This window comes from Variovorax sucrosi (assembly GCF_051216635.1).
Taxonomy (GTDB): Bacteria; Pseudomonadota; Gammaproteobacteria; order Burkholderiales; family Burkholderiaceae_C; genus Variovorax.
Genome location: NZ_JBPJZU010000004.1, coordinates 1 through 16,655, shown reverse-complemented (window position 1 = coordinate 16,655; position 16,655 = coordinate 1). Strand labels below are relative to the sequence as shown.

Below are 16,655 nucleotides of genomic sequence, written 5' to 3'. Positions count from 1 at the left end.
GGGGAGGGCGGCGCTCTACGCTCCAATCAGCATTGTCCTGGGCAGGCCCGCGCGCCATACGGCGCCGTGAAGGGTCTCACCTTCCAGCCACTGCGCCACCCTGGCGCGCAGCGCGATGAGCGCGTCAAAGTTCAATCCCGTCGGCACGTCCATGCTTGCAAACAGGAAGGCCGTGTCTTCCGTGGACACGTTGCCGCTCGCGCCCGGTGCATGGGGGCATCCGCCGATGCCCGCCGTGCAGGCATCGAATCGGTGGACCCCGGCTTCCCAGGCGGCGAACACGTTGGCCAGGCCCAGCCCCCGCGTGTCGTGAAAATGGCCGCAGCTCAGGCGATCGCCGGCAACGGCGAACCCCTTCTCGAACAAGCGCCTGACCTGTATCGGCTGTGCATAGCCCACGGTGTCGGCCAGTCCGACGCGGTCTGCCCCGGCATCCAGCACGGCCTGCAGCAGGCGCAGCACCTCGCTTTCAGCGACGGCGCCCTGGATGGTGCAACCAAAGGCCGTGCTGAGGCCGACCTCGATCAGGCAGGCCGATCCGCTGCTGTCGCGCAGGCTGCGAATGCGGGCGATTTCCGCCACCACCTCGTCGGGCGTCTTGCGCAGGTTGGCCAGGCTGTGTGCATGGCTCGCGGACAGCGGCAGCAGCATGACGTCGGCACCGCTGTCCAGCGCCGCCTGCGCTCCCTTGAGGTTGGGAACCAGCACAGACGTCACCAGACCCGGAAGCGTCTTGGCGCACGCCACCACGTCAGCCGTGTCCGCCAACTGGGGCAGCAGGCGTGCCGGCACGAAAGCGCCGACCTCGATCTCGCGCAGCCCGGCAGCGTACGCGCCCTGCAGCCATTCGATTTTCTGCGCCGTCGGAAGGGTTCTGGCAATGCTTTGCAGGCCGTCGCGCAAGCCGACTTCGCGAACGATCACAGGGGTCGGTGTATTCATGGGTGCTTTTCCGTCGAGTCGATGCGATGTGCCCACACCCACGGACGCGCCTGTCGGTCCCTGCGTTGGTAGGCGGCGATGTCTTCCTCGTGGCTCGCTGCGACGGTGATCGGATCCAACCCCCGGAGCAAGGTGTCACGGCGTGCTTCGTCCATCTCGAAGGCGTGGACCGAATGGTCGGGAAACACCACTTGGCACGAGCGCAGATCAACCGTCACCGGCTCGCCCAGGTCTCGCTCCAGCAGGGTCAACAGTCGTTCCACCGCCTCCTCGGGCAGCGTCACCGGCAGGATGCCGTTCTTGATGCAGTTCTCGTAGAAGATGGAGGCGAACGACGGGGCGATGATGCTGCGAAAGCCGAAGTCGGCGAGAGCCCATACGGCGTGCTCCCGAGAGCTGCCGCAACCGAAGTTCGCGCGTGCCACAAGAATCGAGGCATGCCGGAAAGGCGTGCGGTTCAAGACGAATTCCTGCGTCTCGCTGCCGTCTTCGTCATAGCGCCATCGATGGAAGAGATACTGGCCCAACCCGGCTTTCGACAGCGTGTAGACATGCTGGACAGCGATGATGGCGTCGGTGTCCACGTTGATTCTGGGCAAGGGCGCCGCAGTGCCTTCCAGTCGGATGAACGGTTCCATCAGCTTGCTCCGAGGTTGCGAATATCTGTCAGCTCGCCCGCGATGGCCGCTGCGGCTGCCACGGCGGGGCTGGCGAGATGCGTCCGCGCACCGGGTCCCTGGCGGCCCTCGAAATTGCGGTTCGAGGTCGACACGCAGCGTTTCCCGGTCGGAACACGATCGCTGTTCACGGCGGCGCACATCGAGCATCCCGGCTCGCGCCACTCGAACCCCGCATCCAGGAAGATGCGGTCCAGGCCGAGGGCTTCCGCCTCTCGCTTCACGGTCATGGACCCGGGAACCACGATGGCCCGAACATGGCCGGCGACCTTCCGGCCTCGTGCGACCGAGGCAGCGGCATGCAGATCCGAAATGCGGCTGTTGGTGCAAGAGCCGATGAAGACGTTGTCGATCTTCAAGCCCAGTAAGGGCACGCCCGGTTGGATGCCCATGTAGTCGATGGCGCGTTGCGCGGCCTCCCGCTCTTCCTTGTCCACGATGCGCGATGGGTCAGGCACAGCCGCATCGATCGCGGCGACCTGTTCCGGACTGGTGCCCCACGTGACCTGTGGTGCAACGGCGCGCGCGTCGAAGTGGTACTCGGCGTCGTAGGTGGCACCCTCGTCGCTGGCGAGTTGACGCCAGTGCGAAACAGCCGACGCGAACACATCGCCAGAAGGCGCGTATTCGCGTCCCCTGACGTAGTCGAACGTGGTGTCGTCCGGCGCAATCAACGTGGTCCTGGCCCCCGCTTCGACACCCATGTTGCACAGGGTGAATCTTCCTTCCATCGGCATGGTCGAGATGGCCTGCCCCGCCAGTTCCAACGCGTACCCCGTCGCACCGGCCGTGCCGATCTGACCGATCAGAAACAGGATGAGGTCCTTGGCGGTGACGCCAGTGCCCAAGGTGCCATCGACGCGGATGCGCATCGTCTTGGGTTTGCGCACGGCCAGCGTCTGTGTTGCAAGCACCTGCTCGACCGACGAGGTGCCGATGCCCCAGGCCCACGCACCCAGGGCGCCGACGGTGCCGGTGTGGCTGTCACCACAGACCAGTGTGACGCCGGGAAGCGCGATGCCCAGTTCGGGCGCGATGACGTGGACGATGCCCTGCTGCGGATCGTGCACATCGAAATGCCGTATCGCGTGCTCGCTCGTGCTCTTCCGGAAAGCCCGGATCAGTTTTTGGCCGCCTTCGACCGTGTCGTCCCCCCGTCCGCGATCGGTCGAGATCAGGTGGTCGGTGGTGCCCCAGGTCAGCTCCGGATTGCGCACGGCGCGCCCGGCCGATCGCAAGCTCTCGAAAGCCTGCGGGCTCGTGATCTCGTACAGGAGGTGCCGGTCGATGTGGACCAGCGCTTCGCCGCCCGGCAGGTCGGCGACGTGATGTTGGTCCCAGAGCTTCTGGAACAGCGTGCGCGGCATCATGGCAGCCCCGCCGTTACTGGATGACGGCACCCGAGCGCGCCACCAGCTCGCCGTGTTTGACGTACTCGGACGCCATGAACGCCTTGAGTTCATCCGGGCTCATGGGTGCGATCGCCGCCCCTTCGGGCGCGATCTGATTCTGGAAGGCCGAGCTTCGCAGCGTCGTGTTGATGGTTTCGTTGAGCTTGCGGACGATGTCGGCCGGCATTCCCTTGGGCCCGATCACCGCGTACCACGCTTCCAGGATGCAGCCGGGAATGGCTTCGGACAGGGTTGGCACATTGGGCAGCGCCGGAGCGCGCTTGGCACTGGACACCGCCAACACCTTGAGACGCCCCTGCTGGACCAGCCCCTCCACGGCCGCATACGACATGAAGGCCACGTCGACGACGCCGCTGACCAGATCGGGAAGAACCGGGGCCACGCCCTTGTAGGGAACGTGGAGCAGCGTGAACTGCCCCTTGTCCTGCATGAACATCCCTGCGAGGTGAAGAATCGTTCCGTTGCCAGATGAACCCAGCGTCAACTTGTTCGGCTGCTTCAACGCCAGCGCCTTCAGTTCAGCCACATTGTTGGCGGGCAGGTCTGAACGCGCGACCAGAACCATGGGCGATGACGCCACGCCTGCAATCGGCGTGATGTCCTTCAGCGCATCGAAGGACAGCTTCTTGTAGACGTGGGGAAACACAACGTAGTTCGAACTGATGAGCGCGATGGCGTACCCGTCGGCAGGGGCCCGCAGCAGGGCCTCGGTGCCCACGACGCCACCGGCGCCCGGCAAGTTCTCCACGACGAACGGCTGTTTCAGGGCCCTGGACATCTGGTCGGCCAAACGCCGCGTCATGTTGTCCGCGCCGGAGCCGGCTGAGTTCGGCGTGATCATCCGGATGGGCTTGCTGGGATAGGCGTCGGCCGCGTAGGCCGGACCGAATGTGGCGAGAAGTCCTGCAAGCGCAGTAATGCTCGTTCGTCTGTTCATGGGGCTCATGTTGTCTCCGTGTGGTTAATGTGTCGCGAAAGCGATCTTGTTGTCTGGCTGCCTGCATCGCAGCACGATGCATCCTTGCGCCGTCAGTGCGGGCCGGCGACAGCGCCGGATTCGAAGAGACCGCGTGAATCCGTCGCCGACATCCCCCAAGCCTCGAGGTACTTGGCCGTCTGTGCGCCGACGCTCTGCGGTTGCAGGCGAACGGCGGGCTTTTGTTCGTTGATGCGGAACGGCATGGCCGGGAGGGCTGCATGCTTGTCTTCCACCCAGACGTCCAGTAAAGAGCCGTTGGCGCCGAGGTGTTCGTCGTCGAGCAGGTCGAGGGGCGTGCGCACAGGCCCGAACGGGACTTGGGCGCGAAGGCAGTGCGCCTCCACTTCTGCCATCGAGAACGCCGACAACGCTTCGTTCAAGCGAGGCAGCATCCAGCTGCGAGCCGTCGTTCGAGCTGTGTTGGTCGCCAGCTGCGGGTCGTCTCGCAGCTCGTCGAAACCGAACTCGCTGCAAAAGCGGCGCCATTGCGCATCGCTCGTGAGGCCGATGAACATCTGGCCATCGGAACATCGGCACAGGTCATACACGCCCCAGGCCTGCGTTCTGTCGGGCATGGGTACCAGTTCAGTGCCGCCCAACTGCGCCATGGCCATGTGCTGGCCGACCAGGAATGCCGTGGTTTCGTACAGTGCGCTGGTGACCAATGCGCCGCGCCCGGACTGCTCGCGTGCACGCAAGGCGGCCATGATGCCGATGACGCCGAACATGCCACCCGTCATGTCGACGATCGATGCACCGGCGCGGATCGGGCGCCCGGCCGGGCCGGTCATGTACGCCAAGCCACCCATCATCTGGACGACCTCATCGAGGGCCGTACGCGCTTCGTAGGGGCCCGGCAAGAAGCCCTTCAAAGAGCAATACACCAAGCGCTCATTCAGTTTGCTCGCAGCGGTATGGCCATAGCCCAGGCGCGTCATGACCTCGGGTCCGAAGTTCTCGATCAGGACGTCGGCCCACCGGATGGCGTTCTCCAGAATGGGCCGTGACTGCGGATTCTTCAGATCGACCGCCACGCTTTCCTTGTTTCTGTTGAGGTAGCCGAAGAAGCCCGACCCGAAACCCGTGAGGCTGCGCGTGGGATCGCCTTCGACGCGCTCGATACGCACGACCGTGGCGCCCAAGTCCGCCAGGATGAGCCCGCAGGTGGGGGCCATCACGGTGTGACCGAAGTCCAGGACTTTCACGCCGGCCAGCGGCAACTCCGCATGGTTCGCATCTTCTTGATGTTTCATCTGATGAGCCTATATAATCACTAGATGAAACTATAGGGTTCGCAATTCCTCATGTCAATCAACGTAAGTACCCCCTTGGCGACCTCTGCAAAGGGCCTTGGCGTCAACGCGCTCGAACGCGGACTCCGGCTCTTGATGGCGCTGCGCAAAGACGAAGGCCAGAAGCTCAGCGATCTGGCCCGGGCAACCCAGCTCGACAAAGCCACGGCATCGAGGCTGCTGCGCTCCTTGATGCGGTATTCGTTTGCGGTAAAGGACTCCGATGAGCGCTATCGCCTAGGCCCGGCGACGGCTGTTCTCGAGGCCACGGGCGACACGACCCATGGGATCGCAGCGGTCGTGCAACCAGTCATCGACCGGATCGCCAGGGAATCGGGAGAGACAGCGAGCTTCTTTGTGGGCCACGGTGATTTGCGGTTGTGCGTGGCAGTTGCAGCCGGGCGCCGCGCAGTCGGACACACCTTGAAGGTCGGCGACGTCTTGCCCACCGAGCGTGGCGCTGGAGGGCGGGTGTTGAGGCAATACGAAGGAGGTCGGCCCGCCGACGGTACGGACGTCGTGCAGACAAGTCTTGGAGAGCGCGATCCTGAGCTTGCGGCGGTCGCTGTGCCGGTCTTCGATGCGAGAGGCAAGTTGCTCGGCGCGCTTTCACTCTCGGGAACGAGTACGCGGTATTCGTCGCCTGAGTACCTGCGGAGCCAGCAGTCCCGCATCGCCGCTGCCGCCGTTGAAATCGAAACCTTGTTCGTGGCGCCCCGATGAATCGTTGCTACCAGCCGGACGAGGTGTGAGCGTCAAGAGGTATGCAGCCGCCGAGCGCCCTCCGGGCGCACGATGCGCGCGTAGGGCAAGCGTCTAGGAAAGCTCGCGTGCCGACGGCCTAGAAGTCCACGGAAGCGGACAGCACGAAGGTGCGCGGAATGCCTTGCGAGATCGTGCCGTACGACGCGACGCCCGACCAGTAGGCCCGGTTGGTGGCGTTCGCCAGCGTGCCTCGGAAGGTGGTGGTGCGCCCGGCGACTCGGGTTGTGTAGCGCGCGCCGAGGTCGAGCGTGGTCCAGGCGGGTATCGACTGGGTGTTGGCCTGGTTGACGTATTCCCTGCCCGTGTAGATGAGACTGCCACTGATTGCGAGGCCGGCGATACCCGGAACATCCCAGTCGGCACCGAGGTTGGCCATCGCCGTGGGAACGCCTACCGGTCGGTTGCCCAGCGTGGTGCTGCTGTTGGTACGGGTGAGCTTGCCGTCGAGCAGCGTGAGGCCGCCGGTCAGGCGCAGGCCCTTCACGGGTTCACCGAACACGTTGAACTCGAGCCCGCGATTGCGCTGTTCGCTATCGGCCGCATAGACCGTGCCGGTGAGTTGACCGCTGGGCTTGGTGACCTGGAACGCGCTCACCGTCGCCAGCGTGCTCCCGAGGTCGAACTTCACACCGATCTCGTGCTGTTTCGACCTGTAGGGCGAGAAGATCTCCCCCGCGTTCGACGCCGTGGTGGGGGCGGTGTCGCCCTTGCTCAGGCCCTCGATGTAGTTGGCGTAGATCGACACGCCCTGCGATGGCTTGTAGACGACGCCGGCCATTGGCGTGACCGCGCTCTGGTCGTAGCGGGCGGTCACAGCACCGGTGCTTGCGCTGTAGTTGTTCGATTCGACCTGCTGGTGGCGCAGGCCGAGCGTGAACTGCAGGCCGTCGTCGAAGGCGCTGAGCGTATCGGCCAGCGCCACGCCCGACAGGCGCGAGGCCGACACCTTCGGCGTGCGCAGCGGCTCGGCGATATTTTGGGCGGGCCGGTCGATCGGTGCGTAGATGTTGGTCAGCATCGCGGTGCCCGTGTTGTTGGCCTGCGCGATCCGGTCCTCGTAGCTGCTGACCTGAAGGCTCACAGCATGCTTGATCGCGCCGGTTTCGAAGTGCCCGCGCAAGCCCGCATCGACGGTGTGCCGGTCCACCTTGAACTTGTAGTGGGTGGGTGTGGAGGTCGTCAGGCCGGAGCCGTTGAGCAGCGTGGGCGTCTGGTCGGACAGGCGAGCGATGTCGACCGTCGAGCCACCGACATTGGCGAAGAGCGTGACCTTGTCGTTCAGGTCGTACTCGGTGCGCAGCAGCGTCGACTGGCCGTCCGATTTCCACCAGCCCCAGGGCTGCGAGATGTTGCGCCGGCCGTCGGGCGCATCTGGCACCTGGAGGCCCGCCGCCACGAGGAAGGGGCGCGTGGGCGCATCGACTTTCTCGGTTTGCGACAGGAAGTCGAGCGATGCCCGCAGGCGTTCGCCCTGGTAGTCGAGCGACAGGGCGCCGATGTCGGTGCGCGACTTCTGGTTGTCCAGCGGTGTGTCGCCTTCGCGGTGCACGCCGTTGAAACGGACGCCCCATTCGCGGTCGGCGCCGAAGCGTCGACTCAGGTCGACGTGCTCGCCGAGCTGCGAGCCGCTGCCATAGTCGAGCGAGACCCGGCTCAGATCTTCGGGCAATGCCCGCTTGGGCACGATGTTGATGACGCCGCCCACGCCGCCGTTGGGCGACATGCCGTAGAGCAGGGCGGCCGGCCCCTTGACCACCTCGACGCGTTCCGCGTATTCGGTGAACACATGGTAGTTGGGCGCCACGCCGTACACGCCGTCGAAGGCCACTTCGCTGAGGTTGCCCTCGCCGATCGGCAGGCCGCGGATGTAGAAGGAGTCCGTGACGCCGCCGAGCTGGCCGGTGAAGCGCACAGACGAGTCCTTGTTGAGCACTTCGGGCAGCGTCGCCGCCTGCCGGTTCGTCATGGCCTCCGAGGTGAAGCTGCTGGTGCTGAACGGGGAGCTCATGGTGTCCGCGTTGCCCAGCAGGCCCAGTCGGCTGCCACGCGCCATCTGGCCCCCCGCATAGGCGCGGGGCAACTCGCTGGGCAGTGGCTCGGTCGCCGTGACGGTGACGGTCGGCAGTGTGGCCGAATCCGCGCCCTTCACCACGGGCAAGGGCCGCAGCGAAAAGCCGCCGTTGCCGGCGTCGAGCAGCTGGTAGCCCGAGTCACGCAGCAGCCGGGCGAAGCCATCCTGCACGGTGAAGCTGCCGCGCAGACCCGGGCTGCGGATGGCCGCCAGCGGCGTCGGATCGAAGGACAGCGGAACGCCCGCGATGCCTGCGAACTGCGCCAGTGCGTTGCCGAGCGGGCCGGGCTCGATCGCATAGGCGCGCCGCGACTCGGTGGCGGCCGGCTCCGCGGCGTGAACGACCGTGAGCGGCGCGACCAGGGCAAGGCCGAGGCCAGCCAGCGTCCAGCGCATGGAGCGCGCGACGCCCATTGGCCGGAGGCGGGCAGGAACGACGATGCGCGGATGACGGGGGACAAGCTCGGTCGAACGAGCAAAAAGGCCGGAGACCATCAAGAGAGTCCTTTCGCAGATGAACGCATGGCTGGCGCACTGAGGCGCTTTCATTCGGTACACCGTACGAAACGGAAAAAGGTATCACCCCTCTGCAAAGAATATTCAGCGCGGCTCGATCACGACCCAATAGCGCGTCATGGTCGAGATGCGCACCGGCAAGGTCTTCTGCAGCAGTTGCAGGCTTGCGTCCGTGTCCTTGAGCGGGAAGGCGCCCGAGACGCGCAGGTTCGCCGCATCGGGGTGACAGCGCAGCACGCCCGCGCGGTAGCGGCCCAGCTCCGCCGCGAACGTGCTCAGCCTCATGTCGTTGGCGACAAGCATTCCCTGCTCCCAGAGCGAGGCGGTCGGTGGTGCGGCCTGCGGCGCTTCGATGGCCGTGGCGCTGAACAGCGTCTGCTCGCCAGCGCGCAGCATCAGCGACTGCCCGGTCTGTGCCGCCTGGATATGCAACGCGCCTTCGAACAGCGCGACGCGGGTGCTTTCCTCTTCCGCGCGAACCGAGAAGCGTGTGCCCAGCGCCCGCACGTCGCCTTGCGCGGTCTGCACGATGAAGGGGCGATCGATTGGCGAAGGGTCTTCGTGCGACGTCGTGACGAGAATCTCGCCTTGGCGCAGATGCAGCCGGCGTTCGGTGAGGCTGAACGCGACGTCGACGGCGCTGGCGGTGTTGAGGACGAGTCGGGTACCGTCTTGCAGCGTGATTGTCCTCTGCTCCCCCGCTGTGCTGCGCAGGTCTGCATTCCAACTCGCGATCCAGGTGCTGGCGACCGGATCGCGCCACGCCAACCAGGCGACAGGGGCGGCGACCGTCACGATGCCCAGCGCGCGCAGGGCCTGACGGCGTCCCGGTTTGGCCAGTCGCTTCATGGTCTCGCTGCCGATTGCCTCGGGCACGATGTCGAAGGCTCCAAGGACCCGTTCGGCGCGCCGCCAGGCCTCGACGTGCGCGGCGCTGCCGGTGCGCCATCGCTCGAACTGGTGCAGCGAGCGCTCCGTCATGCTGCCGGATTTGAACCGGACCATCCAGTCGGCCGCTTCCTCGAGCAACTCGCGGGCGCCGGCACCATCTACCGTGGGCAAGGGGCCATCGCTCATCGGTTCATGCCGCCGCCAGGCAGGCGGCGAAGGCTTTGCGCATGTGGCGCTTCACAGTGATCAGCGATGTGTTGTGCAGCTTCGCGATATCGGCGTAGCCCATGCCGTCGAACTGGGCCTGGAGGAAGATGTCGCGCGTCTTCTCCGGCAGTTCGCGCAGCATGACTTCGATGCGCTGCAGGGCCTCGAGAATCAGCAGGCAGGTCTCGGGCGATGGAACCACATTCGCGGGCATCGCCGCCAGGCTGTCGAGATAGGCGCGCTCCACGTCCTGACGACGCCAGTGGTCGATGACGAGACCCTTGGCGATGTGTGTCAGCAGCGCGCGCGGTTCGCTCTGCAGCGCCGAGAACTTCTGGCCGACCAGAACACGGACGAATGTGTCCTGTGCCAGGTCGGCCGCGTCGCAACCGTTTCGAAGCTTCTTGCGCAGCCACGTGTACAGCCAGCCATGGTGATGGCTGTAAAGGGCGTGAAGCTCTGTGGGAAATGAGCGGTCGACAGTGGGCACGAAGGGCTTCCAGGATGAATCGAACCCCTGAAATCGTAGTGAACGATTCTCATTCTACGATCTGATATGACGGGCGAAGCGACAATGCAGAGATGACCCAAGGCAAGCGCATCTCGGCAGACATCGGCGACGACGCCTTGCATTCCATCCGCGAGTTGGGCGCAGCGGCAAGGCTGGCCCGATCGACTGCAGGCGAAGGCCAGGCCACCGCGGCCGCGCGCCTGGGCGTGCACGTCCAAACCATCGGCCGCATCGAAGCGGGTGAGCCCGGCGTCGCCATCGGGCACGTGCTGGGCCTCCTTGCCCTTTACGGCATCGGCGTCAGGCTGCAACAGCCGGAAGGCCGCTGAGCCATGGTCCGGCTGCCGGCGGAGCGCACCTCCATCACCCTTCGCACGCTTCCGAACGGGGTGAGGCTGCTCGCCATTCCCATGCCCCATGTGCAGAGCGCCAGTGTGGGCGTGTTCCTGCGCGTCGGTTCCCGCGACGAGACGCCGGGCACCAACGGCATCGGCCATGTCCTGGAGCACATGGCGTTCAAGGGGACCGCGACCCGCTCGGTGCAGGCCATTAACCTCGATGCGGAGCGGCTGGGTGCGGATGTCAACGCGTTCACCGGCAAGGACACCACCGGCTACTTCATGACCGGCCTGGGCAGGCATGCAGAGCATCTGACGCGCATGACGGCCGATATCGTCCTGAACAGCACATTTCCCGAGATCGAATTGCAGCGCGAGCTGGACGTGATTCGCCAGGAGGCCATCGAGTACGACGAGGACCCGGAGGACAGTTCCAGTGAATTGCTCGACCGCGCCATCTGGGGCGACGACCCCATGGGCATGCCGGTGATCGGCACCGTCGGGAACATCGAAGGCTTCACCCGGCACGACCTGGTGCGCCACGTGCAGTCCCACTACGTCGCGGAAAAGACCATCATCGCTGCGGCGGGGAATTTCGACGTCGAACCGTGGGTAGCGCTCGCCGGGGAACTCTTTGAAGCGATGCCCGCGTCGGCCGACCTGCCCGTATTGCGCGCGCCAGCGCCAGCGAAGTATGTCGGTCAAGCCTTGGCCCGGCGCTTCACGCAGGTGTCCCAGGTGTTCCTGAATATCGCCTACCCGCTGGCGCCTGTGCAGCCAGAGGAGATGCCGCAGCAGCGCTGGCGCCTTGCGGCTTCGCTGGCGGCCAACCTGTTCGGAGGCGGGATGTCGGCGCCCCTGGTCGACACGGTCCGGGAGCAACTCGGCCTGGCCTACACGGCCCATTCGACGATCGACAGCGGCGACGTCTGGGCCAACTTCATCGTGCATGCGGTCACCACCCCGGACAAGCTCGACGCCCTGGTGACGGCCACGGGCGATCTGCTGCGCGCGCAGGCCACCACCATCGATCCGGTGCACCTGGAGCGGGCGAAGAACCAGCTGACCGTGTCCCGCGTGCGCGCAGCCGAGCGGACCTACGCAACGATGGAGCAGGCCGTCGAAGAGCTCTTCGCCAGCGGGACCGTGACGCCGATGGCCGAAGCGATTGCGATGATCGACGACATCGGCGCGGAAGAAGTGCGGGCGGTCTTCGAGCGGATGCTGGTCCACCCCCCGGCGCTGGCCGTCACCGGCAAAGGCGCCAGCGCGCGAACCGCGCGCCAGTTGGCGGCGTGCCTGCCTGCCGGCACCCGATAGCGGATCGACGCGATCCGGGGCGATCGAAGAGGGGCTCAAGGAGTGCGGCCGTTCACCGGCTACATTCGGCCAGAAACCGGCCTTGATCCTTGACCCGCTCAGGCACGGGCCGTCTGGAATCACATGGAGAGAAGGCGCGTACGGGTAGGATTCACGCATGGAATCTGTTCATGCCGCCACCTTCGATGAGTCGTACTACGCGCGTTACTACTTCGACAAGAAGACCAAAGTGGCTGACCTGCAGCATGTCGAACGGCTGGGCGCCTTTGTAAGCGCCTACCTCAAGTACTTGCGCGTCCCCGTGCGTCGAGTTCTGGACGTCGGTTGTGGCGTCGGGCTGTGGCGCGACATCGTTGCCCGACACTTTCCGCAGGCGAGCTATCAAGGCGTCGAAGTCAGCGAATACCTGTGCAGTCGCTACGGCTGGGAGCGTGGCTCGGTCGTGGACTACCAGGCCAAGGAACCATTCGACTTTGTCATCTGCCAGGGCGTTCTGGCCTATTTGAGTCCTGCCGACCTGAAGCGCGCCCTGCGCAACCTTGGGGCGTTAAGCCATGGCGCGCTCTACGTCGAGGCAGTGACGCTCGAGGACTACGAAAATGACATCGTGGACGAAGACCTGACCGACCCGCTTCTCTTTCGACACCGCGACGACATGTACCGCCGCGGGTTGTCGAGGGAGTTCAAGGGCTTGGGCGGCGGGGTGTGGCTCAGCCGACGAGCCGACGTGCCTCTCTTCTCGCTGGAATGCGCAGTGGACTGATTGAATCGCCCCGTGTTTTGAGGAGGCTTCCACTCCTGAGAGGATCGTGCAGCACGACCTTGCCCCGCATGACACCGCCCAGCCTCAGCTTACGCATCAAAACGCTCGGCGGCCTCCTGGCGAGTGATCGCCATGCGCCAGGAGGCCGGTGGTGCCTTGGAAGCCGCGACCTGGAGCCCGCTTATTCCCTGATGAATGCCAGCAGGTCGTTGTTGAGTCGATCCTTGTGCGTGTCGGCAAGGCCATGCGGTGCGCCTGCATAGACGATCAGCTTGGCGTTCTTGATCAGCTTGGCGGAAGCCCGGCCCGATGCGTCGATCGGCACGATCTGGTCGTCGTCACCGTGCACGACGAGGGTCGGCACGTCGAAGCGCTTCAGGTCTTCGGTGAAGTCGGTGGCCGAGAACGCCGCGATCGAGTCGTAGGTGCTCTTGTGGCCGCCCTGCATGCCCTGCGCCCAGAACGACTGGATGGCGCCCTGCGAGACCTTCGCGCCCGGCCGGTTGAAGCCGAAGAACGGGCCTGAGGCAATGTCGAGATATAGCTGCGAGCGGTTCTCCAACTCGCCCTTGCGGATGCCGTCGAACACCTCGATCGGGAGGCCGCCCGGGTTCTTGTCGGTCTTCAGCATCAACGGCGGAACCGCGCTGACCAGGGCCGCCTTCTTGACGCGGTTGGTGCCATAGCGGCCGATGTAGCGCGCCACCTCGCCGCCGCCGGTAGAGAAGCCGACCAGCGTGACGTCCTTCACGCCGAGCGTGTTGATCACGGTGGCCAGATCGTCGGCGTAGTGGTCCATGTCGTTGCCTTCCCAGGGCTGGCTCGAGCGGCCATGGCCACGGCGGTCATGCGCAATCACGCGATAGCCTTTGGAAGCCAGGAAGATCATCTGGGATTCCCAGCTGTCCGAGCTCAGCGGCCAGCCGTGGCTGAAGGTGACGACCGGACCGTTCCTCGGGCCCCAGTCCTTGTAGTAGAGCTGCACGCCGTCCTTGGTGGTGATGTAGCTGGCGGTCTTGGCAACCGCCGGTGCCGGCTGGCGAACGGCCGACTGGTCGGCGGCGAACACGGCGTTGGCGGCAACAGCGAGAGCGGCCACGGCAAAGATGCGGGTAACGGCGTTCATGTTTCTTCCTTGATGCGGGTTGAGATTTCGAGTCGGAATCGACAGAACGAACTTTAGGCGTGTGGTGAAACGATCGGTGATAAAACGTCTTGATAACTTGACTTGGAGTATTTCTTGTCCGATCGACTCGAAGCCTTGCTGACGCACTTCTCCGTCACCGCGCGGGTGTTTCATACCGGCGTGCTGTGCGGAATCAACGACCTGGGCGAGGAGGGCGCGACCGGCCAGCTGCACTTGGTGCGCCGCGGCGAGGTGGGCGTCAGCCACGGCGGCGCGGAGGTGCTGCGCATCGGGCGGCCGAGCCTTCTGCTGTACCCGCGGCCGATGGCGCACAGGTTCATCACCGACGCTGCGCACGGCGCCGACTTTGCCTGCGCGCACTTGCAATTCGAAGGTGGTGCCGCGAACCCGATCCTTGCCGCACTGCCGGCGTTCGTCTGTCTGCCGCTGGAGGAGATCGACGGCACCGAGGGCATTCTGGAGCTGCTGTTCGACGAAGCCTTCGCGCAGCGCTGCGGCAAGCAGGTGCTGCTGAACCGCCTGTTCGACGTCGTGCTCATCCAGGTGCTCAGGCACCTGATGGAGAAGGGGCAAACCCGCTCGGGCCTGCTCGCAGGGCTTTCGCACCCGCGGTTGCGCAACGCCGTCGTGGCCATGCACGAGCGACCGGCGCTCGAATGGACGCTCGACGCTCTCGCTGCGGAGGCGGGCATGTCGCGCAGCGTTTTCGCCACCCAGTTCCGCGACACCGTGGGATGCACGCCGGGGGTCTACCTGCAGCGCTGGCGCGTCGGCCTCGCCCAGCAGGCGTTGCGTCAAGGGCGCCCGCTCAAGCTCATTGCGCAGGAGGTCGGCTATGGGAGCGAAGCCGCGCTGTCGCGCGCCTTCAAGGCGCAAAGCGGCCTGTCGCCCCGGGAGTGGAAGCACACCGAGTAGGTCAAACCCTCGAATGTCATGAGGTGGACATTTGCTCATCGGGACGATGCCTAAGTTCTCCAAACCCCAACTGCATTGGTTGAGGGAAACACCTCAGGAGAAAGAGATGAGACATGCCCTTACCCCTGGATCATTGCGATCCGCTCCTCTGTGCGCGCCGCAAAATCACGCGAAAAGCACCGCTCTGGTTTCGACAGCCTCGCTCTTGGTCGTGCTTGCGCTGGCCGGTTGTGGAGGAGGTCACGATGATCGAGGACCCGAGCCACAAGCTTCTGCCAAGAGCAAGTGCGATGCCTTCCTTGGCCGCACATACGAAGGCGCAACGGTGACCCGTGCGGAGTTGGTGCCGGCGAGTGACTCATCTCTGGAGCATTGCAAAGTGCGTGGCGAGATGCCGAAAGACCTGGACTTCGATGTTCGCATGCCGACCGAATGGAACAAGCGTACGGTCTTCAGGGGCGGTGGTGGTTTCGATGGCTATCTGGACGTCGCATTCCTGAGCGATCCTGCGGTGAGTACCGTTGGAAGTCCGAACCTCGCAAAGCTCGGCTACGCCACCATCGCGACGAATCATGGGCACAACAGACCTGGTGATGCCTCATTCGCGCTGGACGAGGACATGCTGGCCGACTATGGAAATCGCGCCGTGCCTCGGGTTCTGGCGGCTGCCAAGGCAATACTCCGCGAACGCTACGACAGTGCGTTCCCGAGCACCAAACTGGTCTACGAAGGCTGTTCAGGCGGAGGGCGCCAAGGCTTGATCGAGGCCCAGCGTTATCCCGATCTTTTCGATGGCGTGATATCGCGGGCGCCGGCCAATGCCTACACGCCGCAGTTTCTTCACTATCAGCAACTTGCAAAGCGACTTGCCGAGCCGGGAGCCGCCTTGAGCACGGCGAAGATAAAGACGATCTCCGATGCCGTGCTGGCCAAGTGCGATGGCCTCGACGGAATCAAGGACAACATCATCGGCCGCCCGCAGGCTTGCAGTTTCAGCCCTGTCGAACTCGCGTGCACCGGGACCGAATCCGATGCGTGCCTGACGCCTGCACAGGTCAAAAGCGCCCAGGCCTTCTACGCGCCAACGGACGTCGCGAACGGGCGCTACACCTGGCCAGGCTTTCCACCGGGTGGCGAAGCAGAGGGCTGGGGCCCCGCCAATATGGTCCCGTTGAAGGAACTCGGCGAGGGATACATCAAGTACATGGTTGCACGTGACCCGACCGTGGACTGGCTCACCCTCGACCCGACCGCCTACACCAGCCGGATAGATCAACTCGTTTCCATCATCGATGCGGTGGATCCGGATCTCAGTCGCTTCAAGGCGCGCGGCGGAAAGCTGATCCTTTGGACCGGGCTGACGGATTGGCTGATCACGGCCAACAACGCCACCAACTACTATCAAAACGTCGTTCAGAAAAGCGGTGGCCAAGCCGCTACCGACGAGTTCATGGAGTACTACACCGCGCCGGGGGTGCAACACTGTTCCGGTGGTACGGGGGCGGACAAGGTCGATCTGGTGGGCCCGATGTTCGAATGGATCGAGAAGGGTACGAAGCCATCGGACAGCACCATCACTGCGACGCAATGGACAGTCCCTGAAGGCGTAAAACCGATCAACCGCCCGGTCTGCCGTTATCCGGCCTACCCTCGGTATATCGGTGGCGATCCGAGTGCTGCCGGCAGCTTTGCCTGCACGGCGTCTTAGCATCGATCCCCAAGCAGCTTGTCTTCGCTGACCGCACCTGCTGCGGTCAGCGAGGCCGGCTGGTGCTAGAGCAATTCGATGCCTACGGCCGTGCCTTCGCCGCCGCCGATGCACAGCGTCGCGACGCCGCGCTTCTGGCCGCGCGATTGCAGCGCATGCATGAGCGTGACCATGATGCGCGCGCCGCTGGCGCCGATCGGG

Annotated in this window: 15 protein-coding genes and 1 pseudogene; 6 read left to right on the top strand and 10 right to left on the bottom strand. The window is 64.9% G+C overall.

Annotated elements, in window-relative coordinates; genetic code table 11:
- Positions 1–15: 15 nt before the first annotated feature.
- The 5 genes from ACSFBE_RS08885 to ACSFBE_RS08865 all read right to left on the bottom strand — a co-directional run bounded on the left by ACSFBE_RS08885 (position 16) and on the right by ACSFBE_RS08865 (position 5,263).
- A complete protein-coding gene (locus tag ACSFBE_RS08885) occupies positions 16–942 on the bottom strand; it encodes a hydroxymethylglutaryl-CoA lyase (RefSeq protein ID WP_435490025.1) in 927 nt (308 codons plus the stop codon).
- Positions 939–1,580 carry a 3-isopropylmalate dehydratase small subunit gene (gene leuD / locus ACSFBE_RS08880; protein ID WP_435490024.1) on the bottom strand — a complete coding sequence of 214 codons (642 nt, stop codon included), beginning with the start codon at positions 1,578–1,580 and terminating at the stop codon, positions 939–941. Before leuD ends, ACSFBE_RS08885 begins: the two co-directional genes overlap by 4 nt.
- Positions 1,580–2,986 (bottom strand): 3-isopropylmalate dehydratase large subunit, encoded by a 1,407-nt coding sequence (gene leuC, locus ACSFBE_RS08875; RefSeq protein ID WP_435490376.1) that lies wholly within the window; start codon positions 2,984–2,986, stop codon positions 1,580–1,582. The genes leuD and leuC overlap by 1 nt, the downstream gene beginning before the upstream one ends.
- A 16-nt stretch (positions 2,987–3,002) precedes the next feature.
- Positions 3,003–3,977, bottom strand: a complete 975-nt coding sequence (locus ACSFBE_RS08870; RefSeq protein WP_435490023.1) for a Bug family tripartite tricarboxylate transporter substrate binding protein — start codon at positions 3,975–3,977, stop codon at positions 3,003–3,005.
- Positions 3,978–4,060: 83 nt separating this feature from the next.
- Entirely contained in the window at positions 4,061–5,263 is a 1,203-nt protein-coding gene (locus ACSFBE_RS08865; protein WP_435490022.1) for a CaiB/BaiF CoA transferase family protein, read from the bottom strand.
- 75 nt (positions 5,264–5,338) lie between these two features.
- On the opposite strand from ACSFBE_RS08865, the gene ACSFBE_RS08860 reads away from it, so the two are divergent.
- Complete coding sequence (locus ACSFBE_RS08860; RefSeq protein ID WP_435490021.1) at positions 5,339–6,025, top strand: IclR family transcriptional regulator; 687 nt, start codon at positions 5,339–5,341, stop codon at positions 6,023–6,025.
- A 118-nt stretch (positions 6,026–6,143) separates the two neighbouring features.
- Here the strand turns inward: ACSFBE_RS08860 and ACSFBE_RS08855 are convergent, their stop codons facing one another.
- From ACSFBE_RS08855 to ACSFBE_RS08845, 3 genes are all read right to left on the bottom strand, one after another.
- Positions 6,144–8,552, bottom strand: coding sequence for a TonB-dependent siderophore receptor (locus ACSFBE_RS08855; RefSeq protein ID WP_435490020.1), 2,409 nt, complete (start codon positions 8,550–8,552; stop codon positions 6,144–6,146).
- A 186-nt stretch (positions 8,553–8,738) separates the two neighbouring features.
- Positions 8,739–9,683, bottom strand: coding sequence for a FecR domain-containing protein (locus ACSFBE_RS08850; protein WP_435490019.1), 945 nt, complete (start codon positions 9,681–9,683; stop codon positions 8,739–8,741).
- Between the two features lie 52 nt (positions 9,684–9,735).
- Positions 9,736–10,242, bottom strand: a complete 507-nt coding sequence (locus tag ACSFBE_RS08845; RefSeq protein WP_435490018.1) for a sigma-70 family RNA polymerase sigma factor — start codon at positions 10,240–10,242, stop codon at positions 9,736–9,738.
- 92 nt (positions 10,243–10,334) lie between these two features.
- Here ACSFBE_RS08845 and ACSFBE_RS08840 point away from each other — a divergent pair, with 92 nt between their 5' ends.
- The 3 genes from ACSFBE_RS08840 to ACSFBE_RS08830 all read left to right on the top strand — a co-directional run bounded on the left by ACSFBE_RS08840 (position 10,335) and on the right by ACSFBE_RS08830 (position 12,684).
- A complete protein-coding gene (locus ACSFBE_RS08840; RefSeq protein WP_435490017.1) occupies positions 10,335–10,592 on the top strand; it encodes a helix-turn-helix domain-containing protein in 258 nt (85 codons plus the stop codon).
- A gap of 3 nt (positions 10,593–10,595) precedes the next feature.
- A complete protein-coding gene (locus ACSFBE_RS08835; RefSeq protein ID WP_435490016.1) occupies positions 10,596–11,921 on the top strand; it encodes a M16 family metallopeptidase in 1,326 nt (441 codons plus the stop codon).
- A 157-nt stretch (positions 11,922–12,078) separates the two neighbouring features.
- Positions 12,079–12,684: a class I SAM-dependent methyltransferase gene (locus ACSFBE_RS08830; RefSeq protein WP_435490015.1), complete on the top strand. Its 606-nt coding sequence runs from the start codon at positions 12,079–12,081 to the stop codon at positions 12,682–12,684.
- Between the two features lie 181 nt (positions 12,685–12,865).
- Here the strand turns inward: ACSFBE_RS08830 and ACSFBE_RS08825 are convergent, their stop codons facing one another.
- A complete protein-coding gene (locus tag ACSFBE_RS08825) occupies positions 12,866–13,810 on the bottom strand; it encodes an alpha/beta fold hydrolase (RefSeq protein WP_435490014.1) in 945 nt (314 codons plus the stop codon).
- A 114-nt stretch (positions 13,811–13,924) separates the two neighbouring features.
- On the opposite strand from ACSFBE_RS08825, the gene ACSFBE_RS08820 reads away from it, so the two are divergent.
- Complete coding sequence (locus tag ACSFBE_RS08820) at positions 13,925–14,746, top strand: cupin domain-containing protein (RefSeq protein ID WP_435490013.1); 822 nt, start codon at positions 13,925–13,927, stop codon at positions 14,744–14,746.
- A 106-nt stretch (positions 14,747–14,852) separates the two neighbouring features.
- Positions 14,853–16,454 (top strand): tannase/feruloyl esterase family alpha/beta hydrolase, encoded by a 1,602-nt coding sequence (locus ACSFBE_RS08815; RefSeq protein WP_435490012.1) that lies wholly within the window; start codon positions 14,853–14,855, stop codon positions 16,452–16,454.
- Between the two features lie 65 nt (positions 16,455–16,519).
- Here the strand turns inward: ACSFBE_RS08815 and ACSFBE_RS08810 are convergent.
- Positions 16,520–16,655, bottom strand: a pseudogene (locus tag ACSFBE_RS08810) (acetyl-CoA C-acetyltransferase); the annotation flags it as partial.